The sequence below is a fragment of the Bradyrhizobium sp. T-1 genome, assembly GCF_053592855.1.
The window spans coordinates 7,331,344-7,356,018 of record NZ_CM132115.1; the positions used below are offsets into that span (position 1 = coordinate 7,331,344).

The 24,675-nt window shown below is 64.7% G+C and carries 22 protein-coding genes; 19 read left to right on the forward strand and 3 right to left on the reverse strand.

Going from position 1 to position 24,675, the window contains the following annotated elements; all coding sequences use genetic code 11:
* Nucleotides 1–204: 204 nt before the first annotated feature.
* The 9 genes from uvrC to ACWAT4_RS35110 all read left to right on the forward strand — a co-directional run bounded on the left by uvrC (nt 205) and on the right by ACWAT4_RS35110 (nt 9,151).
* Entirely contained in the window at nt 205–2,280 is a 2,076-nt protein-coding gene (gene uvrC, locus ACWAT4_RS35070) for an excinuclease ABC subunit UvrC (protein ID WP_449729222.1), read from the forward strand.
* Between the two features lie 94 nt (nt 2,281–2,374).
* Nucleotides 2,375–2,992 carry a CDP-diacylglycerol--glycerol-3-phosphate 3-phosphatidyltransferase gene (pgsA, locus tag ACWAT4_RS35075; protein ID WP_148751106.1) on the forward strand — a complete coding sequence of 206 codons (618 nt, stop codon included), beginning with the start codon at nt 2,375–2,377 and terminating at the stop codon, nt 2,990–2,992.
* Complete coding sequence (moaD, locus tag ACWAT4_RS35080; RefSeq protein ID WP_212427289.1) at nt 2,989–3,240, forward strand: molybdopterin converting factor subunit 1; 252 nt, start codon at nt 2,989–2,991, stop codon at nt 3,238–3,240. The genes pgsA and moaD overlap by 4 nt, the downstream gene beginning before the upstream one ends.
* A gap of 180 nt (nt 3,241–3,420) precedes the next feature.
* On the forward strand, nt 3,421–3,888 hold the full coding sequence (locus tag ACWAT4_RS35085; protein WP_449729223.1) for a molybdenum cofactor biosynthesis protein MoaE: 468 nt from the start codon (nt 3,421–3,423) through the stop codon (nt 3,886–3,888).
* The gene (gene prmB / locus ACWAT4_RS35090; protein ID WP_449729224.1) at nt 3,888–4,847 is read left to right on the forward strand and encodes a 50S ribosomal protein L3 N(5)-glutamine methyltransferase; all 960 of its coding nucleotides are present in this window, start codon (nt 3,888–3,890) and stop codon (nt 4,845–4,847) included. Before ACWAT4_RS35085 ends, prmB begins: the two co-directional genes overlap by 1 nt.
* Nucleotides 4,848–4,927: 80 nt before the next feature.
* Nucleotides 4,928–5,509 carry a phage holin family protein gene (locus ACWAT4_RS35095; protein ID WP_449729226.1) on the forward strand — a complete coding sequence of 194 codons (582 nt, stop codon included), beginning with the start codon at nt 4,928–4,930 and terminating at the stop codon, nt 5,507–5,509.
* A 1-nt stretch (nt 5,510) separates the two neighbouring features.
* A complete protein-coding gene (locus tag ACWAT4_RS35100; protein WP_212297086.1) occupies nt 5,511–6,641 on the forward strand; it encodes a YihY/virulence factor BrkB family protein in 1,131 nt (376 codons plus the stop codon).
* A gap of 152 nt (nt 6,642–6,793) precedes the next feature.
* On the forward strand, nt 6,794–8,281 hold the full coding sequence (locus ACWAT4_RS35105) for an EAL domain-containing protein (RefSeq protein WP_212427284.1): 1,488 nt from the start codon (nt 6,794–6,796) through the stop codon (nt 8,279–8,281).
* Nucleotides 8,282–8,296: 15 nt separating this feature from the next.
* The gene (locus tag ACWAT4_RS35110) at nt 8,297–9,151 is read left to right on the forward strand and encodes a TIGR01459 family HAD-type hydrolase (RefSeq protein ID WP_212297088.1); all 855 of its coding nucleotides are present in this window, start codon (nt 8,297–8,299) and stop codon (nt 9,149–9,151) included.
* A gap of 94 nt (nt 9,152–9,245) precedes the next feature.
* Here ACWAT4_RS35110 and ACWAT4_RS35115 read toward each other — a convergent pair whose 3' ends face one another.
* Entirely contained in the window at nt 9,246–9,641 is a 396-nt protein-coding gene (locus tag ACWAT4_RS35115; RefSeq protein WP_007596883.1) for a response regulator, read from the reverse strand.
* A 229-nt stretch (nt 9,642–9,870) separates the two neighbouring features.
* Here ACWAT4_RS35115 and ACWAT4_RS35120 point away from each other — a divergent pair, with 229 nt between their 5' ends.
* The 7 genes from ACWAT4_RS35120 to arfB all read left to right on the forward strand — a co-directional run bounded on the left by ACWAT4_RS35120 (nt 9,871) and on the right by arfB (nt 18,939).
* Nucleotides 9,871–10,842: a bifunctional riboflavin kinase/FAD synthetase gene (locus ACWAT4_RS35120; RefSeq protein ID WP_212297089.1), complete on the forward strand. Its 972-nt coding sequence runs from the start codon at nt 9,871–9,873 to the stop codon at nt 10,840–10,842.
* Nucleotides 10,843–11,062: 220 nt separating this feature from the next.
* Nucleotides 11,063–14,071 (forward strand): isoleucine--tRNA ligase, encoded by a 3,009-nt coding sequence (gene ileS / locus ACWAT4_RS35125; RefSeq protein ID WP_449729227.1) that lies wholly within the window; start codon nt 11,063–11,065, stop codon nt 14,069–14,071.
* A 10-nt stretch (nt 14,072–14,081) separates the two neighbouring features.
* Nucleotides 14,082–14,576, forward strand: coding sequence for a signal peptidase II (gene lspA, locus ACWAT4_RS35130; RefSeq protein WP_212297091.1), 495 nt, complete (start codon nt 14,082–14,084; stop codon nt 14,574–14,576).
* A 125-nt stretch (nt 14,577–14,701) separates the two neighbouring features.
* Nucleotides 14,702–15,433, forward strand: a complete 732-nt coding sequence (locus ACWAT4_RS35135; RefSeq protein WP_212297092.1) for a hypothetical protein — start codon at nt 14,702–14,704, stop codon at nt 15,431–15,433.
* A 192-nt stretch (nt 15,434–15,625) separates the two neighbouring features.
* Complete coding sequence (locus ACWAT4_RS35140) at nt 15,626–17,017, forward strand: M16 family metallopeptidase (RefSeq protein WP_212447469.1); 1,392 nt, start codon at nt 15,626–15,628, stop codon at nt 17,015–17,017.
* Nucleotides 17,014–18,405 (forward strand): M16 family metallopeptidase, encoded by a 1,392-nt coding sequence (locus ACWAT4_RS35145; protein WP_433995234.1) that lies wholly within the window; start codon nt 17,014–17,016, stop codon nt 18,403–18,405. The genes ACWAT4_RS35140 and ACWAT4_RS35145 overlap by 4 nt, the downstream gene beginning before the upstream one ends.
* A gap of 117 nt (nt 18,406–18,522) precedes the next feature.
* Nucleotides 18,523–18,939, forward strand: coding sequence for an alternative ribosome rescue aminoacyl-tRNA hydrolase ArfB (arfB, locus tag ACWAT4_RS35150; protein WP_212297094.1), 417 nt, complete (start codon nt 18,523–18,525; stop codon nt 18,937–18,939).
* 70 nt (nt 18,940–19,009) lie between these two features.
* On the opposite strand, the gene ACWAT4_RS35155 is transcribed toward arfB, so the two are convergent.
* Nucleotides 19,010–19,315 carry a hypothetical protein gene (locus ACWAT4_RS35155; RefSeq protein ID WP_212297095.1) on the reverse strand — a complete coding sequence of 102 codons (306 nt, stop codon included), beginning with the start codon at nt 19,313–19,315 and terminating at the stop codon, nt 19,010–19,012.
* A gap of 500 nt (nt 19,316–19,815) precedes the next feature.
* Here ACWAT4_RS35155 and mutL point away from each other — a divergent pair, with 500 nt between their 5' ends.
* The 3 genes from mutL (at nt 19,816) to ACWAT4_RS35170 (ending at nt 24,071) form a co-directional block, all read left to right on the forward strand.
* Complete coding sequence (mutL, locus tag ACWAT4_RS35160; protein WP_212297096.1) at nt 19,816–21,624, forward strand: DNA mismatch repair endonuclease MutL; 1,809 nt, start codon at nt 19,816–19,818, stop codon at nt 21,622–21,624.
* A gap of 363 nt (nt 21,625–21,987) precedes the next feature.
* Nucleotides 21,988–23,379 carry a DUF1963 domain-containing protein gene (locus tag ACWAT4_RS35165; RefSeq protein ID WP_449729228.1) on the forward strand — a complete coding sequence of 464 codons (1,392 nt, stop codon included), beginning with the start codon at nt 21,988–21,990 and terminating at the stop codon, nt 23,377–23,379.
* The gene (locus ACWAT4_RS35170) at nt 23,370–24,071 is read left to right on the forward strand and encodes a hypothetical protein (protein ID WP_449729229.1); all 702 of its coding nucleotides are present in this window, start codon (nt 23,370–23,372) and stop codon (nt 24,069–24,071) included. The genes ACWAT4_RS35165 and ACWAT4_RS35170 overlap by 10 nt, the downstream gene beginning before the upstream one ends.
* A 48-nt stretch (nt 24,072–24,119) precedes the next feature.
* On the opposite strand, the gene rsmD is transcribed toward ACWAT4_RS35170, so the two are convergent.
* On the reverse strand, nt 24,120–24,674 hold the full coding sequence (rsmD, locus tag ACWAT4_RS35175; protein WP_212297099.1) for a 16S rRNA (guanine(966)-N(2))-methyltransferase RsmD: 555 nt from the start codon (nt 24,672–24,674) through the stop codon (nt 24,120–24,122).
* Between the last annotated feature and the right edge of the window lies 1 nt (nt 24,675).

A 24,675-nucleotide genomic window follows, 5' to 3' on the forward strand; every position in this document is an offset into this window, starting at 1 on the left:
CGCGCCAGGCCGGACCGCATGGTTACGGAACCACCACTTTTTCGCGTAAGATTTATCGAGAGTTTTAAGTTAAAGGCCTGTTAAGACCCGTTACCGCGCTGTTAACAGACTTAAGGAAGCGTTACCGGGAACTGCGGGCGCCAGCCTGTGCGCGCAGTACCGCCGGAACTTCAAATCGGTCCCCCCAGCGCCTAAATTCGCTCCATGGTTCACGATTCCCCCGACAATCCGGACGACGCACACGCGCGCAAATCGCCGCCGGCCGCGACCGCCACGGCCTCGTCCGAGGGGCCGACACCGCCGGACCTCGATCCCGCGGCCGCCGGCGGCGATGACGAGGACGATGCGCGGCTGCCGGATATTCTGGAAGAGAGCGGCGCGATCGGCGAGGAGCCGCTGGCGAGCGGCCATGAGGCGATCGAGCGCGCGGTCCGGCTCGCGCCCACCTCACCCGGCGTCTATCGCATGCTCAGCGCGAATGCCGACGTGCTCTATGTCGGCAAGGCCAAGAACGTCAAAAAACGCCTGTCCAACTACGCCCGCCAGAGCGCGCCGCTGCCGGCGCGCATCCTGCGCATGATCGCGGCCACCGTCACCGTGGAGATCGTCTCGACCACGACCGAGACCGAGGCGCTGCTGCTGGAAGCCAACCTGATCAAGCAGCTGCGGCCGCGCTTCAATGTGCAGCTGCGCGACGACAAATCGTTTCCCTACATCCTGATCACCGGCGACCATTGGGCACCGCAGATCCTGAAGCATCGCGGCGCACAGACCAGGCCCGGACGCTATTTCGGCCCGTTCGCCTCCGCCGGCGCCGTCAACCGCACCATCACGGCGCTGCAGCGCGCGTTCCTGATCCGCTCCTGCACGGACTCCTTCTTCGAGAGCCGCACCCGGCCCTGCCTGCTCTACCAGATCCGCCGCTGCGCCGGCCCCTGCACCCGCGAGATCGACTTCGGCGGCTATGCAACCCTGGTGCGCGAGGCGGGCGACTTCCTGTCGGGCAAAAGCCAGGCGGTGAAGCAGGAGCTCGCCGGCGAGATGGAGAAGGCCTCCGGCGAGCTCGAATTCGAGCGCGCCGCGCTCTACCGCGACCGCCTCGCAGCGCTGTCGGCCATCCAGTCGCAGCAGGGCATCAATCCGCGCACCGTGGAAGAAGCCGATGTGTTCGCCATCCACCAGGAGGGCGGGTTTTCCTGTGTCGAAGTGTTCTTCTTCCGCACCGGGCAGAACTGGGGCAACCGCGCCTATTTCCCGCGCGCGGAGAAGACCTTTACGCCGGAGGAAGTGCTGGGGTCCTTCCTCGCCCAGTTCTACGACGACAAGCCGCCGCCAAAGACCATCCTACTCTCGCACGAGATCGAGGAGAGCGAGCTGCTCGCCAATGCCCTGTCGATCAAGGCCGGCCACAAGGTCGAGGTCATCGCGCCCAAGCGCGGCGAGAAGAAGGAGCTCGTCACCCACGCGCTGACCAATGCGCGCGAGGCGCTCGGACGCAAGCTCGCGGATACAGCAACCCAGAGCCGGCTGCTCGACGCCATGGCTACGACGCTGAGCCTGCCGCATGCACCGAAGCGCATCGAGGTCTACGACAACAGCCACATCCAGGGCACCAATGCGGTCGGCGCCATGATCGTCGCCGGCCCCGATGGTTTCGTCAAAAACCAGTACCGCAAGTTCAACATCAAATCGGAAGGGATCACACCGGGCGACGACTTCGCCATGATGCGCGAGGTGCTCGAGCGCCGCTTCAAGCGCCTGATCAATCCGCCTGAAGAGAGTACGGCCAAGGAAAACAACAAAGCCAAGGACGACGATTTCCCGCAATGGCCCGACCTTGTCATCATCGACGGCGGCCGCGGTCAGCTCAATGCCGTCCGGGAGATCTTTGCCAATCTCGGCTTGACCCAGGTGTCGCTGATGTCGGTCGCCAAAGGGCCGGACCGGGATGCCGGCCGCGAGACCCTGTTCATGCCGGAGCGCGAGGCGATCAAGCTGGAGCCGCGCGACCCCGTGCTCTATTTCATCCAGCGCCTGCGCGACGAGGCCCACCGCTTCGTCATCGGCTCGCACCGCAAGCTGCGCAAGAAAGACATCCGCGAGGCCGGTTTGCAGGAGATTCCGGGCATCGGCCCGTCACGCAAACGTGCCTTGCTGCATCATTTCGGAACCCTGAAGGAGATCGAGCGGGCCTCGATCGCCGATCTCGGCAAGGTTCCTGGGGTGAGCGCCGAAAGCGCTCGCAGGATATTCGACTATTTCCATCCCCAGCCGGGGTGAACTAAAGGGGCTGTAGTCATATGGTCGTCGTATCCCGTACGCCATTTGGGACCGGACGGTTGACCTTCAGGCTCGAGCGGTATTGGTAGGACGGATGAACATCGCCACGACACGAGGGACGACCAGCCGCGCGATGTCCCTCCCGAATATCCTGACCTATGGCCGGATCGCCGCGATCCCGGTCGTGGTCGGATGCATCTATGCGCAGTCGATCATGGACTATCCGCTGTGGCTGCGCTGGGTCGCGGTCGCGATCTTCATCGGCGCGGCGGTAACGGACTATCTCGACGGCTATTACGCGCGGATCTGGAATCAGCAATCGGCATTCGGCCGGATGCTCGACCCGATCGCCGACAAGCTGCTGGTCGCCTCGTGCCTGCTGATGCTGGCCGCCGACGGCATCATCCACGGCTGGTCGCTTTGGGCCGCCATCGTGATCCTGTGCCGCGAGATCCTGGTCTCAGGCCTGCGCGAATACCTCGCGGCGCTCCGCGTCAGCGTGCCCGTCACCAAGCTCGCCAAATGGAAGACCACGGTGCAGCTCGTCGCCATCGGCTTCCTGCTTGCAGGTCCCGCCGGCGACGAGGTCGTTCCTATGGTTTCGCTGATCGGCCTCGTCCTGTTGTGGGCCTCGGCAATCCTGACCATGTACACCGGCTACGACTATTTCCGCGCCGGCATCCATCACCTCATCAAGGAGGACGAGGGATGAAGGTGAAGTATTTCGCCTGGGTGCGCGAGCGCGTCGGCAAGGCCGAGGAAATCATCGAGCCGCCCGCGAGCGTGCGCACCGTCGAGGAGCTGATCGCCTGGCTGTCCGGCCAGGGCGAGGCCTATGCCTATGCCTTCGAGAAGCCGAAGGTGATCCGCACCGCGATCGACCACGCCCATGTCAAGGCGGATGCCGCGATCGCGGGCGCCCGCGAGATCGCATTTTTCCCGCCGATGACCGGCGGCTAGTACCTCAATGTTAACATGCAGACCAGCATACGGTGTCGCCTCACCTCTCCCCAACGGGGAGAGGTCGATTTGCGCAGCAAATCGGGTGAGGGGGCACAGGTCTCGCGAGAGAGCGAATCCCCTCACCCGCGCCTTCGGCGCGACCTCTCCCTATGGGAGAGGTGTGGGAGCGGCTAGGCCATGACCTGCCCCGTCATCATCCGTATCCAGGAAGACGATTTCGACATTGCGCGCGAAATCGCGGTTCTGACCAGGAGCCGCACCGATGTCGGCGCGGTCGTCAGCTTCTCCGGCATCTGCCGCGCCGATGACGACAGTTCGAAGATCGCGGCGCTTACGCTCGAACATTATCCCGGCATGGCCGAGGAAGAGATCAAGCGGCATGTCGACGAAGCCATGTCGCGCTGGCCGCTCAATGGTGTGACGGTCATCCATCGTGTCGGGCGGTTCATGCCAGGCCAGAACATCGTGCTGGTGCTCACCGCCTCGCAGCACCGCCGGGCGGCGTTCGAGGCGGCCGAGTTCCTGATGGACTATCTCAAGACCAGCGCGCCGTTCTGGAAGAAGGAAGAGAGCGCCACCGGCGCCGGCTGGGTCGAAGCCCATGCCCGCGACGACGAGGCCGCTGCACGCTGGACCAAATCCTGATGGCAAGAGTTTCGAAAAAGACCACGCGCGGCCGCGCCGCGCCAAAACTCGCGAAGGTCGGCCGCGGCGAGCTCCTCACGCTGATCGATTTCGTCCGCTATGCGGTCAGCCGTTTCGTCGAAGCCAAGCTTGCGTTCGCGCACGGCACGACCGATCCGGTCGCCGAAGCCGTCTTCCTGGTCTGCGAGGCCCTGCATCTGCATCCCGACCAGTTCGAGAGCTTTGCTCACGCTCGCCTCACCGCGGCGGAGGGCAAGACCCTGCTCGATCTCGTCCATCAGCGCGTGACGACGCGCAAACCGACGGCCTATCTCGTCAACAAGGTCTACATGCGCGGCCTGCCCTTCTATGTCGACGAGCGCGTCATCGTTCCACGCTCCTTCATCGGCGAGCTCCTGGATTCGCATTTCGGTGGCGACGGCGAGGTGGGCTCGCTGATCGACGATCCCACGGCCGTCGAGCGCGTGCTCGACCTGTGTACGGGATCCGGATGTCTTGCGATCCTCGCCGCGTATCACTTCCCGAATGCCACGGTCGATGCTGTCGACATCTCCAAGGGCGCACTCGAAGTCGCTGCGCGCAACGTCGGGGAACATGGGCTCGATGAGCGGATCACGCTGCATCGCGGCGATTTGTTCACCCCGCTCGGCAACAAGAAATACGATCTGATCATCACCAACCCGCCTTACGTCGACGCCGAAGGCATGGCCGCACTGCCGCCGGAGTGCCGGGCCGAGCCGAAGCTTGCTTTCGACGGCGGCGCCGACGGTCTCGACGTGGTCCGCCGCATCCTGCGCGATGCGCCCAACCATCTCACGCCGGATGGTGGCCTGCTCTGCGAGATCGGTCGTGGCCGAGACCTGGTCGACGAAGCCTTTCCGGAACTGCCCCTGCTTTGGCTCGACACCGAGGAGTCCGAGGGCGAGGTGTTCTGGATCGCGGCCGCCGATCTCGGCTGATCGAGCGCCCCTCGGCGGAACAAGTCAAATTCCGCCACGTTCATTCTCCGACGAATCTCTCGCTCTCGGAGGATGTCCGCATGCTCGCGCCATCGGGCGAATTACTGCGCGCCGGCATGGCGCTGAAACTCAACCATCTCAAGCGCGCTGCACAATCCTATCTGCGCGATCGCACCAACCAGGCCACAGGGCGCGCAACGTCCTACGCGGTCGCGGCGGGACTGTTCGCGGTGGCCGGGCTGTTCCTGATCGCGGCCTTCTTCGTCGGTTTGATCGCCCTCTACCGCTGGGTCGCAATCACCTACGGACAATTCTGGGGCTTTGGTGCCGTCGCAGCCGTGCTGCTTGTCCTGGCCGCAGCCTGCGCCGGGGTGGCGATAGCGCAAATGAAAAGCCGGACCAAGCCGGTCGTGCCGCTCGCCAGCCGCATGCGCGTTGCGATCGCCACGCCGCGGATCCCGCGCGGAACGGTCAAGCAGGCGGTGAAAGAGGTCGCGACGACGATCCCGCTGGTCCCACTCGCGCCAGGCGAACAGGGGCATCGGGGCGACGCTCTCTCGGCCCGGGCCAGCCGCCCCGTGCAGCTTGGCCTGATGCTCGCCGCGATCGGATTGCTGGGCTTCACCGCGGCGCGCCGGCGGCGGCACGGATTGGACGCCTGACATGCGCATGCGGCAAACCGCGCAGTTCGACAGCTGGCTGCTGGTCGCCGCCACGGCCGTCTTCGTGCTGACCGCGGAACGCTACTTTCAGGACTCCGGCTTCACACGGCCGGGGCCTCCTCGAGAGCACCGCAACAGCGAAGGACATTCGCCGGAGACGAGCCCGGCAGGCGCGGCCATGCAGCCCGGCCACGGCCGCCGCTCCAAGAGCCCGTTCGCGATTCCCTGGGCCGGCTGGAAGGACGTCTTCTGGCGCACCTATCAGCGCATCGACGACGATCGCCTGCTGGCGACCGCCGGCGGCGTCGTATTCTTCGGGCTGCTGGCGATTTTTCCCGCCGTGACGGCACTGGTCTCGTCCTATGGACTGTTCGCCGATCCCGCGACCATCAGCGACAATCTGCAGAAGCTGGCGATGATGCTGCCCGAAGGCACGTTCCAGATTGTCCAGGAGCAAGTCGGCCGCGTGGTGTCGAAGGGCAACACGGCACTCGGCGCCACCTTTCTGTTCGGCCTCGTGCTCGCGGTCTGGAGCGCCAATGCCGGGGTCAAATCCATCTTCGACGCGCTCAACGTCGCTTATGAGGAGCGCGAGAAACGCAGCTTCATCAAGCTGAACATGGTGTCCCTGGCCTTCACGGTCGGCGGCATCCTGGCCCTTCTGGTCATGGTCGGCACCGTAGTCGCCTTTCCGCTCGCGCTTGATCATCTCGGCATTGCTCCCGAGAGCAAGCTGATCGTCGCGCTGGCGAGGTGGCCGCTGCTGTTTCTCATCCTGCTGCTGGCGCTCGCCGTCCTCTACCGCTTCGCACCCAGCCGCGATGCGCCGCGCTGGCAATGGCTGAGCCTTGGCGCGCTGACCGCCGCCATTCTCTGGATTGCCGGCTCGTCGCTGCTATCCTGGTATCTCTCGTCCTTCGCCAACTACAACGCCACCTACGGATCGCTTGGCGCTGCGATCGGCCTGATGATGTGGATGTGGATGTCGGCGATTGTGATCATGTTCGGCGCCGAGCTGAACTCGGAGATCGAACGGCAGACGCTGCGCGACACTACGACCGGTCCACCCAAGCCGCTCGGCAGCCGCGAGGCCGTCTCGGCCGACACGGTCGGCGCCGCCGCGCCGAACTGACCGCCTGCTCGGCAGTCCGCAGCCGCTATCCCCCCGAATCAACAATGATGTTAAGGTCATGTTGCTTTGGGGGGCATGAGGCGTGACGGGTGCGAAGTGCGGCCCGTGTTTTCCCGGGTGAGGCAGTCAGCTCTTGAGGCATAACGCGCGGCATGATTCGCATTTCGACGATCTTCATCGCCATCTGCATGGTTCTGGTCGCGGCCTCGCTCGGGCTCGTGCTCTACGCGGTCGCCGGCATCAGCGGAACCGAATCCGCGATCGTGGCGCTGACCGCGCTGACCTTCCTGATCCTCTACAACGCGGTCTCGATGCGGCTGCGCGATCGCAGCGACGTCGGCGGCCAGATCGCCGACCTCTCGCGCGGCACCGCCGACCTCGCCCGCCAGGTAGCCGAGTTCGGACGTCGGCTCGCTGCGATGGAAGGCCGCATCGCCTCGTCCAATTCGGCCAATTCCGATCGTGTCCAGTCGGTGATCGGCGAGATCAACGAGCTCGGCGGACTAGTCAGGCAGCTTGCCGCCACGGTGTCGACCCATGAGGATCTGCTGGCGGGCAGCGCGCCGGCGCCGTCTCCCGCGCCGGTCGCCCGGCTGGAGGTGGAAGCGCCAATCGACCTAACTGCGCCCTTCGAGGAGCGACCGGCTTCTCCTCCCCCACTTCCCGCACCGCCGCCGCGGCCGATGCCGCCCGCAGTGCAGACCCAGACTGCCAGCGCCGTTCCGACCGGCAACGGCCGCAACCAGACCCAGATGCTGGCGACGCTGCGGAGCGCCATCGACGAAAACCGTATCGACATCTTCCTTCAGCCGATGGTGACGCTGCCGCAACGCAAGGTCCGCTTCTACGAGGCCGTGACGCGGGTCCGTGACGAGCGCGACCAGTTGATTGCCGCCGAGGAGTTTATCAGCATCGCCGAAGCCTCGGGGCTGATCGGCCGCATCGACAACATGGTGTTGCTGCGTTGTGTCCAGGTGCTGCGCCGGCTGATGGTGCGCAACAAGGATGTCGGCGTGTTCTGCAACATCGCGGCCTCGACGCTCGGCAATTCCACCACTTTCGCGCAATGTCTCGATTTCCTCGAGGCCAACCGGGCATTGGCGCCCTCGCTGGTGCTCGAGTTCAAGCAGTCGACCTTCCGCGCTCTGGGCCTGGCCGAGACCGAAAATCTCGCAGCGCTTGCGCAGCGCGGCTTCCGCTTCTCGATCGACCATGTCACGGACTTGCGGATCGAGCCGCGCGAGCTCGCCGACCGTGGCGTGCGTTTCATCAAGGTCCCCGCATCACTTCTGCTCGACCCGAAGCAGGCGTCGACCTCCGACATTCACCCCTCCGACCTGTCCGACCTGCTCGGTCGCTTCGGCATCGACCTGATCGCCGAGCGGATCGAGGGTGAGCGCGCGGTGGTTGACCTGCTCGACTATGACGTACGGTTCGGCCAGGGCTTTCTGTTTGCGCCGCCCCGGCCATTGCGGCCCGAAGGGGCATCTGCTACCGGCGGGGCCTCGCCGCATCAGGCGCAGGACATTCAGGGATCCAATGGTTCCGGTATACCCAGCCCAAGCGCAACATCAGGCACGACGCCTGCCACCCCGTCATCACGCCTCACCGGCAACGCAGCGCTCGCGCGCCGCATCTGATCGGCCGCGCGCGCCATGACCACGTTGCATTTCGCAGAAAGCCTGCACGAGCTGGTCGACGGGGTCGATGTCGTGCTCAGCGACATCTGGGGCGTGGTCCACAACGGGCTGGAATCGTTTCCCGAGGCCTGCGAGGCGCTGCACACCTATCGCAGCCGCGGCGGTACGGTGATCCTGATCACCAACGCGCCGCGCCCGGCCGACTCCGTGCAGCGGCAATTGCGCAAGCTCGGTGTCGCCGACGAAACCTACGATGCGATCGTCTCCTCCGGCGATTTGACGCGGCTCTATGTCGCCGAGCATCCCGGCCGCAAGATGTTCTGGCTTGGTCCCGAGCGCGACAACTCGATCTATCGCGGCCTCGATGCGACGACCGCGCCGCTGGAAGAGGCGGACTATATCGTCTGCACCGGCCTCTATGACGACGAGACCGAGACCGCGGAAGATTATCGCGGCATGATGCTGCAGGCGCGCGAGCGCAAGCTGACGCTGGTTTGCGCCAACCCCGACATCGTGGTCGAGCGCGGCGACCGGCTGATCTATTGCGCCGGCGCAATTGCCGAGCTCTACCGCGAGCTTGGCGGCGAGGTGATCTTCTACGGCAAGCCGCACCGGCCGATTTACGAGCGCGCGATGGCGCTCGCCGGCGAGCGCCAGGGCCACCCGATCGACCGGAAAAAGGTGCTCGCGATCGGCGATTCCGTCCGCACCGACCTCACCGGCGCACGCGAATTCGGCATCGATTGCCTGTTCGTCACCCGCGGCATCCATGCCGAGGAATTCGAGGGCCTCGACCAGCTCGATCCCAAGTCGGTGCTGGAATTGTTCGGCCACCCGCCGAAGGCGCTGATGCGCGAACTGAAGTGGTGAGCTGCGTCGTTCCGAAGAAACCATGCACCAACGCAGAAAGCCCGGGACGAGCGCCCGGGCTTTCCAAATTCAGCTGATGGTTTCGGAGCGCGGTTTACGCGCTCGCCATGTCCGGGAAGACCGCCTCGATCTTGGTCTTCAACGTCGCCGCGTTGAACGGCTTGACGATGTAGTTGTTCACGCCGGCCTTCTTGGCCGCGATCACGTTCTCGGTCTTCGATTCGGCCGTGATCATGATGAAGGGCGTGGTGGCGAGGTTGGGATCCGCCCGCACTTCGCGAAGCAGGTCGTAACCCGTCATCGGCTCCATGTTCCAGTCGGAAATCACGAGCCCGTACTTCTTGCCGCGCATCTTGTTCAGCGCTGCCGAACCGTCGCTGGCATCGTCGATATTCTCGAAGCCAAGCTGCTTCAGCAGATTCCTGATGATACGGATCATGGTGCTGTAGTCGTCCACCACCAGAACCGACATCGACAAATCAACCGCCATCTCGACTCCCCCAACGCATACCCAGGAATATTCAAAAACGGACCTGACAGGCCGGAGCCCTCAGTTCCACCTCTCAAGCACTAGCACCAAGGCGTTAAACAGCGCGTTAACTGGGGCGGCCCGCGACTGATCGAAATCATGGTCCCTGAGGCCATATCCGCCCGCTTGACTTCATCGGCCGGGTCAAGCCACGGTCCCGGCCGATCCCGCCGGCTCGAGAATTCCCCTGATGGCCCCGCAATTTACCGTTATCCGCGATACCACGCCGGATTCTGCCATCCTGAAGGGCGCGGTGGTCGCCATGGGCAATTTCGACGGGGTCCATCTCGGCCACCGCGCCGTCATAGCCGCAGCGCTGGAAATGGGCCGGACGCATGGCCGCCCCGCACTGGCGCTGACCTTCGAGCCGCATCCGCGCCGGTTCTTCAGCCCCAACACCCCGCAATTTCGCCTGACGGACGAGCGCGCCAAGCTGCGGCTTCTGGCCGGGACCGGGCTTGCCGGTGCCGTGGTCATGACCTTCGACAAGGCGCGCGCCGGCACCAGCGCGCAAGATTTCATTCACCATGACCTGATCGAGCGCCTCGGCGTCAGCGGGATTGCGGTCGGCTACGACTTCCATTTCGGCAAGGGCCGGGTTGGCTCGCCAAGCCTGCTGGTCAACGAGGCGCCGCGGCTCGGCATCGAGGTCGACGTGCAGCCGCATGTCGACATCGACGAGCGGCCGGTCTCCTCCAGCGCCATCCGGATCGCACTGGCCGAGGGACAACTCGACGAGGCCAGCACCATGCTGGGCGCGCCCTGGTTCATCAGCGGCGAGGTCATCCATGGCGAGAAGCGCGGCCGCGACCTCGGCTACCCCACCGCCAACATCCGGCTCGACGCCAATTGCGGGCTGAAGCACGGCATCTATGCGGTGCGGGTCGGCCTCGGGTCTGAGCGGCTGAACGGGGTGGCGAGCTTCGGCCGCCGCCCGACCTTTGATAATGGCGCACCGCTCCTCGAAATCTTCCTGTTCGACTTCAAGGGCGACCTTTACGGGCAGACGCTGGACTGCGCCTTTGTCGGCTTCATCCGCGAGGAGCTGAAATTTGATGGTATCGACGCCCTGATCCGCCAGATGGACGACGATTCCGCCCGCGCCCGCGCCATGCTGGCCGCCGCCCCGGACGCGTTTCCACGGCTTGGGACCGTCGATTGAGGGCCCGGAGCCGGCCCGGCGGACCTTTGCGCTTCTACCTTTTGCGCTTCCCTTGGCCCCCTGCTATGGAGAGCCCCATGTTTGCGCGGCGCATCATAGGGATTAGCGGCCCGGCTTCCGCCTGAGCCTCAAGGCTCGGCGCAAGACCGGGATTTCGTCGTTTCACCCCGCGATTCCGCATCGCCATCCGTTCCCGCGCCATTCCGAGCCAGTCAGCCTCATGTCCGAAAAGCCGCAAAAGTCCCAAAAGTCTGAAACCAAAGACTATTCGAAGACCCTGTTCCTGCCGCAGACCGAATTCCCCATGCGCGCCGGCCTGCCGCAGCGCGAGCCGGAGATCCTCAAGCGCTGGTACGAGATCGGCCTCTACGAGAAGCTGCGCGAGACCGCGAAGGGCCGCGACAAGTTCGTGCTGCATGACGGCCCGCCCTACGCCAACGGCAACATTCACATCGGCACGGCGCTGAACAAGATCCTCAAGGATCTCGTCACCAAGAGCCAGCAGATGCTCGGCTTCGATTCCAACTACGTGCCGGGCTGGGACTGCCACGGCCTGCCGATCGAGTGGAAGGTCGAGGAAGAGCACTATCGCAAGAAGGGCAAGCAGAAGCCCGACTTCCGCGACAGCGCCGCGATGATCGATTTCCGGAAAGAGTGCCGCGCCTACGCCACGCACTGGCTCAACGTCCAGCGCGAAGAGTTCAAGCGGCTCGGGGTGATCGGCGACTGGGCTCATCCCTACGCCACCATGAACTATCCGGCCGAAGCCCAGATCGCGCGCGAACTGATGAAGTTCGCCGCCAACGGCACGCTCTATCGCGGCTCCAAGCCGGTGATGTGGAGCGTGGTCGAGAAGACCGCGCTCGCCGAAGCCGAAGTCGAGTACGAGGACTACACCTCCGACATGGTCTGGGTGAAATTCCCGGTCACCTCGCCTGCGCACGGCGCGCTGGCATCGGCCAGTGTCGTGATCTGGACCACCACGCCGTGGACGCTGCCCGGCAACCGCGCCATCTCGTTCTCGCCGAAGATCGCCTATGGCCTCTACAAGGTGACCGACGCGCCCGCGGACAATTGGGCCAAGACCGGCGATCTCCTGATCCTGGCCGACGCGCTCGCTGCAGAGGTCTTCAAGCAGGCGCGCGTGACCGCTTTCGAGAAGGTCCGCGACATCCCCGGCGACACCATGGACGCGATCGAATGCGCCCATCCGCTCAGGGGTCTCGCCGGCGGCTACGAGTTCGTCGTGCCATTGCTGTCCGGCGACCACGTCACCGACGACACCGGCACCGGATTCGTGCACACTGCGCCCAGCCACGGCCGCGAGGACTTCGACGTCTGGACGGCGAATACGCGGGAGCTGGATTCCCGCGGCATCAACAGCGCGATCCCCTACACCGTCGACGAGAACGGCGCCTATACCGACCAGGCGCCGGGCTTCACCGGCAAGCGCGTCATCAACGACAAGGGTGAGAAGGGCGACGCCAACGAGGCCGTGATCAAGGCGCTGATCGAGGGCGGCAAGCTGCTCGCGCGCGGCCGGCTCAAGCACCAATACCCGCATTCCTGGCGCTCGAAGAAGCCCGTGATCTTCCGCAACACGCCGCAATGGTTCATCGCAATGGACAAGAACATTGCGAGCGACGGCAAGACCAAGTCCGGCGACACGCTGCGCGCTCGCGCGCTGCATGCTATCTCCGTCACGCAATGGGTGCCGCCGTCGGGTGAGAACCGCATCAACGGCATGATCGAGGCCCGTCCCGACTGGGTGATCTCGCGCCAGCGCGCCTGGGGCGTGCCGATCGCCGTGTTCGTCCGCGAGAAAGGCGACGGCTCGGCCGAGATCCTGCAGGACGAGGCCGTCAACACCCGCATCGGCGACGCCTTCGCGAAGGAAGGCGCCGACGCCTGGTACGCAACAGGCGCGCGCGAGCGCTTCCTCGGACCGCGTGCCGTTGAGGACTGGCAGAAGGTCGACGACATTCTCGACGTCTGGTTCGATTCCGGATCGACCCACGCCTTCGTGCTGGAAGACTCCGTGCAATTTCCCGGTCTTGCCGGCATCAAACGCAAGGTCGACGGCGGCACCGATACCGTGATGTACCTCGAAGGCTCGGACCAGCACCGCGGCTGGTTCCACTCCTCGCTGCTGGAGAGCTGCGGCACGCGCGGCCGCGCGCCCTACGACATCGTGCTGACCCACGGCTTCACCCAGGCCGAGGACGGCCGCAAAATGTCGAAGTCGCTCGGCAACACGATCGAGCCGCAGGCCGTTATCAAGGAATCCGGTGCCGACATCCTCAGGCTTTGGGTTGCGTCCTGCGACTACACCGACGACCAGCGCATCGGCCCCGAGATCCTGAAAAACACCGTCGAGACCTATCGCAAGCTGCGCAACACCGTGCGCTGGATGCTCGGCACGCTGCATCACTATAAGCCGACTGAGGCGGTCGCGCCCGCCGAGATGCCCGAGCTCGAGCGGCTGATGCTGCACGAGCTCGCGATCCGCGCCGAACTGGTCCGCAAGGCCTATGAGACCTTCGACTTCAAGAGCGTGGTCGCAACGCTGTCCGCCTTCCTGAACAGCGAGCTCTCGGCATTCTACTTCGATATCCGCAAGGACACCCTCTATTGCGATCCGCCGTCCTCGGCGGTGCGGAAATCGGCGCTGACGACGATCGACCTGCTGTGCAATTCGATCCTGAAATGGCTGGCGCCGGTGCTGAGCTTCACTGCGGAAGAGGCTTGGCGGATGTACAGGCCGGATGCTGAACCGTCGGTCCATTTGACGCTGTTCCTGGAAGGCCTCGAGCAATTCCGCGACGAAAAGCTCGCTGCGAAATGGGAGACCATCCGCAACGTTCGCCGCGTCGTCACGGGCGCGCTGGAGCTCGAGCGCGCCGCCAAGAACATCGGCTCGTCGCTGGAGGCGTCGCCGGTGATCTATGTCGCCGACCGCAACATGCTGGCGACGTTGTTCGACACCGATCTCGCCGAGATCTGCATCACCTCGAATTACGAAGTGCGCGAGGGCGAGGCGCCGGCGTCCGCGTTCCATCTCGATGCCGTGCCGGGCGTCGCGGTGCTCGTCGAGAAGGCGGTCGGCACCAAATGCGCCCGCTCCTGGAAGATCCTGCCGACGGTCGGCGAGGACGCCGAATATCCCGACGTCACCCCGCGCGATGCCAAGGCGCTGCGCGAATGGAAGGCGTTGGGCGTGAGCATCTGATCGGCCTGTCATGACCCCGCTCCGCGCCGGCATCCTCGCGGCCGTGGTCACGCTCGTGGCCGATCAGGCCTCAAAGCTCTGGCTGCTGAACGGCTTCGACCTCGCTCGCCGCGGCGTGGTCAAGGTGACGCCGTTCTTCGATCTGGTGCTGGCCTGGAACATCGGGATCAGCTTCGGCTGGCTCCAGAACGACGGTCAGGCCGCGCAGCTCGCGCTGATGGCGGTGAAGGTCGTCGCGGTGATTGCACTCGCGATCTGGATGGCGCGGTCGCAGACACGGCTCGCCACTGTCGCGCTGGGGTTGATCATCGGTGGCGCCATCGGCAACGGTATCGACCGCCTGGCCTATGGCGCGGTGGTCGATTTCGCCCTGTTCCACATCGAAATCGGCGGAAAAACCTACAATTGGTACGTCTTCAACCTGGCGGACGTGGCCATCGTTGCTGGGGTGGCGGCCCTATTGTATGATTCCTTCCTGGGGGCACCCGCCGCAAAAGCGCCCTGATCCCGGCCGATACGGACCGGAGGCGGAACCTTGCTTGGGCGAGGGGCGGTCGCGCGAGACGCGGCAAGACTGGTACATCAAGACCGGCACAATCAAGACTGCCACAATATGGAACAGGTATAGGTATGCGCAGCTCGGAGACCAGCGGTTCGATGGGTGGAGCCCCCCGGCGGGGACTTTGGCTGACGCTGAAATTGTCGGCTGTCGCCCTCGGCATCGGCCTCGTCATGTCGGCAGGCCCGGTCCGCGCCGGTGACGATGGCGATGATGATGACGACATGACCTTCGAAGAGAAGATCATCGACAATCTGATGTCCGGCATCGGCGGCAAGAGCATGGAGAAGAAGGGCATCGAGTACCGCGAGCGGTCGCCGCTGGTGGTGCCGCCCAAGCTCGACCTGCCGCCGCCCAGCTCTGAAGCCCAGAACGCACCGAACTGGCCGAAGGATCCCGACGAGAAGCGCCGCAAGGAGGCCATTGCCGCGCGGAAGAAGGCGGGTGGCAACAAGGCGTCGGAGTTCTGGAAGAATGGCCTGCCGCTGTCGCCGGCCGAGTTGAACGCCCACAAGACGGCGGCCGCCGAAAAGACCAGCAATGATTCGGTCCAGCCGGGTAGCAACACCAACAACCCGACACTTAGCCCGGCCCAGCTCGGTTACACCGGCGGTCTGTGGAACATGTTTTCGAACAACAAAGGCGAGTCCAAGCAATTCACGAGCGAGCCGCCGCGCCAGTCGCTGGTCGAGCCGCCGCCGGGATATCAGACGCCTTCGCCGAACTACGCCTATGGCGCCGGCGAAGATAAGACGCGCCGGACCTATTTCGACGTTCGGTCCGGCAAGGATAGGGAGCAATAGGCTCCTTGTCCGTCGCACGCAGGGCGGACCCGCCGCAATCGTCCGGTGTAGGCCGGATGCGGCAAATGACCTATTTTTAAGTACAACTCAGCGGCGTTCTCTGCTTCGTGACCCGAAGCTCAAGGCCGCGCGGTGTAGCATGCCGTGCTTTCACGTCCGGACATCAGGGTCCGGGCCTTCACAAGGATCGTGATGTCCTCACACCGATCGATTGCCTACCTCTTCGCCGCGCTGCTCTCGACATCTGCCCTCGACGTCGGCAGCGCATTCGCCCAGACGACGGTCACGTCCGCCCCGCCTGCGAGCTTCACGCTTAGCAACGGCCTCCAGGTCGTAGTCATTCCGGACCACCGCACGCCCGTGGTCACCGAGATGATCTGGTACAAGGTCGGCTCGGCCGACGAGACGCCGGGCAAATCCGGCCTCGCCCATTTCCTCGAACATCTGATGTTCAAGGGCACTGAGAAGCATCCCGTCGGCGAATTCTCCCAGACCGTGCTCCGTGTCGGCGGCAACGAGAACGCCTCGACCTCGGTCGACTACACCAATTACTACCAGCGCGTGCCGAAAGAGCAGCTACCGACCATGATGGAATTCGAGGCCGACCGCATGACCGGCCTGATCCTCAAGGACGAGAACGTGCTGCCCGAGCGCGATGTCGTGCTCGAAGAGTACAACATGCGCGTCGCCAACAATCCGGACGCGCGGCTCAACGAGCAGATCATGGCCGCGCTCTATCTCAATCATCCCTATGGCCGGCCGGTGATCGGCTGGCATCAGGAGATCGAGAAGCTCGATCGCGAGGATGCGCTCGCCTTCTACCGCCGCTTCTATGCGCCCAACAACGCGATCCTGGTGATCGCCGGCGACGTCGAGGCCGCCGACGTGCGCCCGCTGGTCGAACGTAACTTCGGCCCGATCCCGGCCCAGCCCGCGATCCCTGCGCGTCGCGTCCGGCCGCAGGAGCCCGAGCCGGCGGCGCCGCGCACCGTCACGCTGTCCGACCCGCGCGTCGAGCAGCCGGGCCTGCGCCGCTATTATCTGGTCCCCTCGGCGACGACAGCTGCGGCCGGTGAGAGCGCCGCGCTCGACGTGCTGGCGCAGTTGATGGGCAGCGGCAGCAACTCCTACCTCTACCGCGCGCTCGTGGTCGACAAGCCGCTCGCGGTCTCCGCCAGCGCCAGCTATTCCAGCATCTCGCTCGACCCGACCCAGTTTGCGATCTCGGCCTCGCCGAAACCCGGTGTCAGCTTCGCAGACATAGAACAGGTCATCGACGGCGTGATCGCCGACGTCGCGCAGAATCCGATCCGCGCCGAGGATCTCGAGCGGGTCAAGACCCAGCTGATCGCCGAAGCGATCTACGCCCAGGACAATCAGGCGGTGCTGGCGCGCTGGTATGGCGGCGCACTGACCACGGGCCTGTCGATCGAGGACATCCGAAGCTGGCCCGATCGCATTCGCGCCGTTACCGCCGAGCAGGTCCGCGCCGTCGCACAGAAATGGCTCGAGAAGAAGCGCTCGGTGACCGGCTATCTGATCAAGGACACCGCTGCCGCCAAGCGCGAGGAGAAGCGTTCGTGACCCATTCCTTTCTTCACGCAAGACACTTCCTGCGCACAAGACATTTCGCATTGTCCATCGTCACCGGCGCGGCACTCGCGCTGGCGTCGGCAGTACCCTCGCAGGCCGCAGCAAAAATCCAGCACCTGGTTTCGCCGGGCGGCATCGAGGCCTGGTTCGTCCAGGACGCGACCGTACCTCTGATCGCCATGGAATATTCCTTTGCCGGCGGCTCGGCCCAGGATCCCAAGGACAAGCCCGGCGTCGCCAATCTCGTTGGCGACCTCCTCGACGAGGGCTCCGGCGATCTCGATTCCAAGACGTTCCATGAGCGGCTCGACCGCCGTGCCATCGAGCTCTCCTTCAGCGCCACCCGCGACACCTTCCGCGGTAGCCTGCGGATGCTGCGCGACAACAAGGACGAGGCCTTCGACCTGTTGCGCTCGGCACTGACCTCGCCGCATTTCGAAACGGCCGATGTCGAGCGCATCCGCTCGCAAGTCATCTCGAGCCTGCGCCGCGACACCACCAACCCGACCTCGCTCGCAAGCCGCAAATTCCTGGAGATGACGTTCGGCGATCATCCCTATGGACGGCAGACCAACGGCACGCTGGAGAGCGTGCCGACCATCACGGTCGCCGACATGAAGGATTACGTCGGCCGTGTGCTCGCCAAGGACACGCTGAAGATCGCCGTCGTCGGCGACGTCGATCCGGCCACCCTTGGCAAGCTGCTCGATCACACGTTTGGTAGCCTACCTGCCAAGGCCAATCTGGCGCCGGTGCCCGACGTCGAGGCCGCAAAGCCACCTCAGCGCGCTTTCGTGCCGCTCGATGTGCCGCAGACCGTGATCACCTTCGGCGGCCCCGGCGTGATGCGCAGCGATCCGAACTTCATGGCGGCCTATGTCGTCAATCACATCCTTGGCGGCGGCGGATTGTCCTCGCGGCTTTATCGCGAAGTCCGCGAGAAGCGTGGCCTCGCCTATTCGGTGTTCGAATCGCTGCTCTGGATGGAGCATTCGGCGATCTTCATCGGCAACACCGGCACCCGCGCCGACCGCGCCGGCGACACCATGGATGCCATCGAGAAGGAAGTGCGCCGCATCGCCGACGAGGGCCCGACCCAGAAGGAGCTCGACGAGGCCAAGTCCTACCTCAAGGGTTCGCAGATGCTCGCGCTCGACACCTCCTCCAAGCTCGCGCAGGCGCTGCTACAGTATCAGCAGGACAAGCTGCCGATCGACTATATCGAGAAGCGCAACGCCATCGTCGACGCGGTGACGCTGGACGACGCCAAGGCGGCCGCCAAGCGCCTGTGGGGCCAGGGGCTCCTGACCGTCGTCGTCGGCCGTGCGCCGCAGGCCGCCGCACAGCCGGCCGCGGCTCCGGCGACCAAGTCGAACTGACGTCTCCTGACGTTTCCTGAAATGGCCGGGCTCGCCCGGCCATTTGCGTCTCCATCATGCACCATTGCCGAACATGGACGTTCCGCGATATGTCGAGACATCACGAATGGTGCCATCATGCTGCGGATATCCCGCGATCTCGTCATCGACGAGGACGACATCGAGATCGGCTTTGTCCGCGCCTCCGGCCCGGGCGGCCAGAACGTCAACAAGGTCTCGACCTCCGCGCAATTGCGCTTCGACACCCGTAAGCTGACCATCCCGGAGGACGCGACGATCCGGCTCGCCCGCATCGCCGGCCAGCGCATGACCAAGGAAGGCGTCATCGTGATCCATGCCCAGCGCTTCCGCACCCAGGAACGTAACCGGCAGGACGCCATCGACCGGCTCGTCGAAATCCTGACTGAAGCGATGATCCGGCCGACGCCGCGACGCGCGACGCGACCGACCTTCGCCTCCAAGCAACGGCGGCTCGACGGCAAGAAGCGCCGCAGCGACGTCAAGGCCGGACGCGGCGGCCGCTTCAACGATTAGCAAGAACGATTAGCAGGACGGACGCAGCCAAAGGAAACTCCGGTCGCAGGGCGACCGGAGTTCTACCATCCTAGTAACGCTTGCCCGTGGCTGCGCCGCCGGTCGCGGCATCGTCGGCGGTCCCCTTGTGCACAGCGCTGCCTGTCGTGCCGACCGTACCTCTGGTACTCTTGGTCGACTTCATTCCGGTCTTCTCACCCGCGGCGCCAGGTTGAGCACTCATCTCCTCGTCGCCGCTGCCCATCGTACTGCCCTGCATGGGTTTGCTTTGCACGGTGCCGCCTGTCTTGGCGGGCGGCGCGCCTTGCGCAAATACGGGCGCGGCAACGAGAGCCGACAGAGCGCATGCGATCATCGAGGTCTTCACCAGCTTCATCCATTTCTCCTGGATTTTTCGCGATGAATGGCACGGCCGTTCCCTACGCCGCTCGTCTGCACCGGGCCATTGCATCGCGTCAAGAAATCAAGCGACGTGTTCGTCATGCAATCCGGATGGTGTGGTCATCGTTTAGGGATTTGACGGCGGTTTCGCGGAATTGTGCTCCGCATATAAGGCAGCGCGGAACACACCGCACACACCGAGCACCTTCTCTTCTTGTAAAATAGCCGGCGACGACCACCGCGTCTTTAGCGCCGCTAGAATCTGCGCACGCTGAATTTGACGTGGATGGGCCGTTTTCCTTTTCAGAACAGGTTGGACCGGGCCGGGTACGGCTGTTCGGCCGCATCGATTACGCGATTTTCTTGAACATGCAATATCTTCAATGCGATAGGTGGCCTTCTTCCCCAGGCCGCCACGTTACTGTTGCCCAACACATGCTTTTGACGCAACACGGCCTAGAATAGCGTTGTCAGCGAATCCACATCGAAAGCCCCATGCCCGTCCGTCAGCTTCCAGAGCAGGTCGTCAATCGCATCGCCGCCGGCGAGGTGGTCGAACGTCCTGCGAGCGTGGTCAAGGAGCTCGTGGAGAACGCCATCGATGCCGGCGCGAGCCGAATCGACGTCTTCACCGATGGCGGCGGCCGGCGGCGGATCGGCATCACCGACGACGGCAGCGGCATGACCGCAAAAGACCTCGCGCTCGCGGTCGAACGCCACGCCACCTCCAAGCTCGACGACGAGGATTTGCTCCAGATCCGCACGCTCGGATTCCGTGGCGAGGCACTACCTTCGATCGGCTCGGTCGCGCGGCTCTCGATCACCACGCGGCATGCGAGCGAGCCGCATGCCTGGGCGCTCACTGTCGAGGGCGGTGAGAAGTCCGAGATCATGCCGGCGGCGCTCGCGCACGGAACGCGCGTCGAAGTCAACGATCTCTTCTATGCAACGCCGGCGCGGCTGAAGTTTTTGAAGACCGATCGCACCGAGGCGGAAGCGATCCGCGAAGTGGTGCGGCGCCTCGCCATGGCGCGGCCCGATGTCGCCTTCACGCTTGCGGGCGAGGAACGTGCACCGGTGACCTGGGCCGCCGCCCTGCCCGGCGCAGCCGGACGCCTGACGCGGCTTGGCGACATTCTCGGCTCGGAGTTCCGCACCCATGCCTTCGAAGTCCATGCCGAACGCGAGGGCGTTGTCGTGGCTGGCTACGCCGCGGCCCCAGCGCTGACCAAAGCCAATGCGCTCGGGCAATATCTCTTCGTCAACGGCCGTCCGGTGCGTGACAAGCTGATCCTGGGCGCGGTGCGCGGGGCCTATGCCGACTATCTGCCGCGCGACCGTCATCCGGTGCTGGCGTTGTTCGTCACGCTCGATCCGCGCGAGGTCGACGCCAACGTGCATCCGGCCAAGACCGAGGTCCGCTTCCGCAACGCCGGCCTCGTCCGTGCGCTGATCGTGCACGGATTGAAGGAAGGGCTCGCCCGAGAGGGCCGCCGCACCGCCGCCAATAGCGGCGAAAGCGCATTGTCCTCGTTCCGGCCCGCCTTCACGCCGCCGCGTCCGGCAAGCTGGGACTGGCGCGCCTCGCCATCGGCCCCGGTCGTGCCGATGTCGTCGTTCGAAAGCTCGGCCGCCTTCGCCGAGCGCGCGCAGGCCACCTTCGACGTCGGCGCCCCGAGCGCAGATGTGCGGTTCGAGACGCAGCCGGTCGGCGATCTCGTCGATCGTCCGCTTGGTGCTGCGCGCACGCAGCTGCACGAAACTTATATCGTCTCGCAGACCCGCGACGGGCTGATCATCGTCGATCAGCATGCTGCGCATGAGCGCATCGTCTATGAGCGGCTGAAAGCCTCGCTGGCCGCAAACGGCGTGCAGCGTCAAATCCTCTTGATCCCCGAGATCGTCGAGATGGACGAAGCCACGGTGGAGCGCCTGCTGGAGCGCAGCGAGGAGCTTTCATCGTTCGGCCTTGCGATCGAATCCTTTGGCCCCGGCGCGGTCGCGGTGCGGGAGACACCGTCGCTGCTCGGCAAGACCAATGCCGGCGGGCTGCTGCGCGATCTCTCCGAGCACATGGCGGAATGGGACGAAGCGCTGCCGCTGGAGCGCCGCCTGATGCATGTCGCTGCCACCATGGCCTGCCACGGCTCGGTGCGCGCCGGCCGCAGGCTGCGGCCGGAAGAGATGAACGCCCTGCTCCGCGAGATGGAGGAGACGCCGAACTCCGGCCAGTGCAATCACGGCCGGCCGACCTATGTCGAGCTGAAGCTCGCCGATGTGGAGAAGCTATTCGGGAGACGGTGACGCGAGGATTTGTAAGTTGGCCTGGCTAACCCGCCCTGCGCAGCTTCGATCAATTTCGTCCGCAAGCCATTAACTCTTAGTTGCTACCTGAAGCTGTCCTGTAATGCCTAGGGTCCCAGCATGTCCTGGTGGCAAGTCCTGCTCGTATGCGCCGTGGCGTTTGTCGCTTGGGATTTTCGCCGCTTTCAGCGGGCGAGGGCCGCGACCTCGCCACCATGCCTGGGTCGGGCGGCTTTCGCCCCGGTGGGGCGCGATGCGCCGATTCCGCCGCCGCCTGGGATCAGCGAGAGCGTTTCGGTCGTCTTGCGGCGGCAGATTCCGCCGCGGGTCGAAGCACCCCGATCATGGCTGGGCGGGCTGCCTATGATGCCCGATCACATCGAATGGCCGCGGTCGATTTCGTCGGAATACCCTGATAGAGGCGAGCGGCCGCTGCACTTCGTGGCGCAGATTGCCTGCGCCGACCTGCCGGCCGAATTGTGGGGCGGGCTCGGGCCCCGCCAGGGCTGGCTGCTGCTGTTCATCGATCCCAATCAAGGCGTGCCCGAGGGACCTGATGCATTTCGCATTCTCCATGTCGATGCGCTCGGCTCCGAGCGGGAGCCCCCGGCCGATCTCGGGCCCGTGCATGACGGCGTCTATTCCGGATTCGACTATGACTATTGCCGCACCGCCGACGAAGTGCCGCGGCGCTGGCGGCGCTGGCCGGTCGATCTCGTCGTCGTGCCCAATGAGGCGCGGATCGAAGGCCAGCGCACGCGCGTGGCGCCAGAAAATTTTGCGAGCATCCTGTATCCGGCGCAGCCCGTCGCGTCGGACCGCCAGCGGCCGGACGAGCCCGAACCCTTCACCTGGCGCGGCGCGCTTCAGGTGCTCGACAGCGTCGCGCGCACTCGTGCGCCGTCAGTCACCCCGCCGGACAAGCTTAAGATACCCGATTGGCTGGTCGAGAGGCTGAGCCAGCCGGGTTATGTCGGCTCCATCCTCGCCGTGATCGAGGCCGACGACGCCAGCTGGACCGCGATGTCCCGTGCTGATCTCGAAGGCCCCGAGCCGGAAGACGAGGCGACGCGCCTGCGCCGGGCGCAAACGCGGCGTGCGGCAGAGAACCGCAGAGCACGACGCGAAGCGCTGGCGGCTTTCCTGGCCAGCCATCCCACGCTGGAGTCCATCGTGGACTATCTGCACCGGTCTGAGCGCGAGCTCGGCGAGTGGGGCACCGCGATGCGCGCACGCGTGGCCGTCGAGCGATCAGCCGTTCTGACGCACGACCTCGACAGCTCGATTCCGGACGATGCCTGGCAAGCGCTCAAGGCGCGCCTGCAGCAGGACGCATTCCGGTTCTGGAGATACTCCTCCGCCGATCGGGACGGCGAGCGAGGCCACGTTGCCTTTCACGAACACGAAATTTCCGCCTGGTCCTTCCAGCGCGGCCACATTCGCGAGCTGGTGGCTGACTATTACGTCGATGAAGCGAAGCGGCCACTGATCCCGCCCGCCGTGCTTTCCGAATTCGAGCCGCATTGGCGCAGCCTCTATCACAACCGTCCCCATCGCATCGGCGGGTACCACGACGGCCTGCAGTCAGATGCGCAGATCGGCCCGACCCACGACCTCCTGCTGCTTCAGATCGCAACCGACGATGCCATGCACTGGTGCTGGGGCGACGCCGGCGCCTACTATGTCTTCATCGGCATGGACGCGCTGAAGGAGATGAATTTCTCGCAGGCAACGATCACGCTGGAATGTTACTGACGATGCACAGCAGTTCGGCACGCGTGGTTGCCACTCCGCTCGCACACGCCGATCTCATGCGAAGTGGTCAGCCTTCGCTGTTTGCCGCGATGCGGATGTCGAGTGAACACAGCCATCTGTTCAAGGAGATGGCCGTCGGAACACACGGATTCGTCAATGAGGTAGGCTTCGCTACAGGCTGGGCTGCCCCATTGTCCCAGCTGCCGCGCAACATGGCGTTTTACCAGGAGTTCATGCGCGACCGCTTCTTCTGGGTAACGACAGCCGATTGCGGCGGCCATCTGGGACGGCTGGAGATCAACGAAGCGCTGGTGGAAGATACCTACATGCGCGGGGCGATCGACTACACCGGCTTTATACTGATCCTCACCCTCGGCGAAGAGGCCTACAGCATTTTTGCGAATTGCGTGGAAATTGGAAACCCAAGGCCCGACTTCGATCATCGCAACGTGATCCTCGGGATACCGACGCCGCCGTTTGCCTTTCCTGCGCAGCGCGGCAATCCCAAGCCCGGCGATGCCAGAATAAAATGCGCGACTGACCTTCAGCCAATCAAGCGGCTTGAGCTGGACGACATGATCGTCGCCCTCGTGAACCGCCGCGCGGGCGAGCCACCCGACGGCGCCTCGATGCATGACCGCTTCGAGCTAATTTCCGCTGCAAGATTAACGCTGGCAACTGAAGGAGCCTGAGTGCTTCACGCTCCTGAGCATGAGGGTATATGAAGCAGAAGTGTTAGGCTACGGCTTCCTCAAAAACACGAATTCCGTGTCGTCATACGCGCGCCGCTCCAACTCCTCATACCCTTCCGGCGTAGCGAACTGCGCGGCCTTCGCCTCTTCCACCACGAGCAGCGCGCCCGGCGTCAGCCAGCCACCATCGCGCAAAGAAGCCAGCGCCTTCTCCCCAAAACCCTTGCCATAGGGCGGATCGAGGAACACCAGCGAGAACGGCTCGACCGGATGCGCGGGCCCGAGATCGGTCGCATCGCGACGATAGACTTTTGTGACGCCGCCGAGGCCGAGCGATTCGACATTGTTACGCAGCAGTGCCCGCGCCTCGGCGCCATTGTCGACGAACAGCACGAATTTCGCGCCGCGTGACGACGCCTCGATCCCGAGCGCGCCGGTGCCGGCGAAGAGATCGAGCACGCGCGCGTCCTCGATCGGATCGTCATAGGCGTGCACGAGGATGTTGAACACGGACTCGCGCAGCCGATCCGCCGTGGGACGGATGTCACGCGAAGACGGTGAGGCTAAATTGCGCCCCTTCAAACGACCGCCGACGACGCGCAAC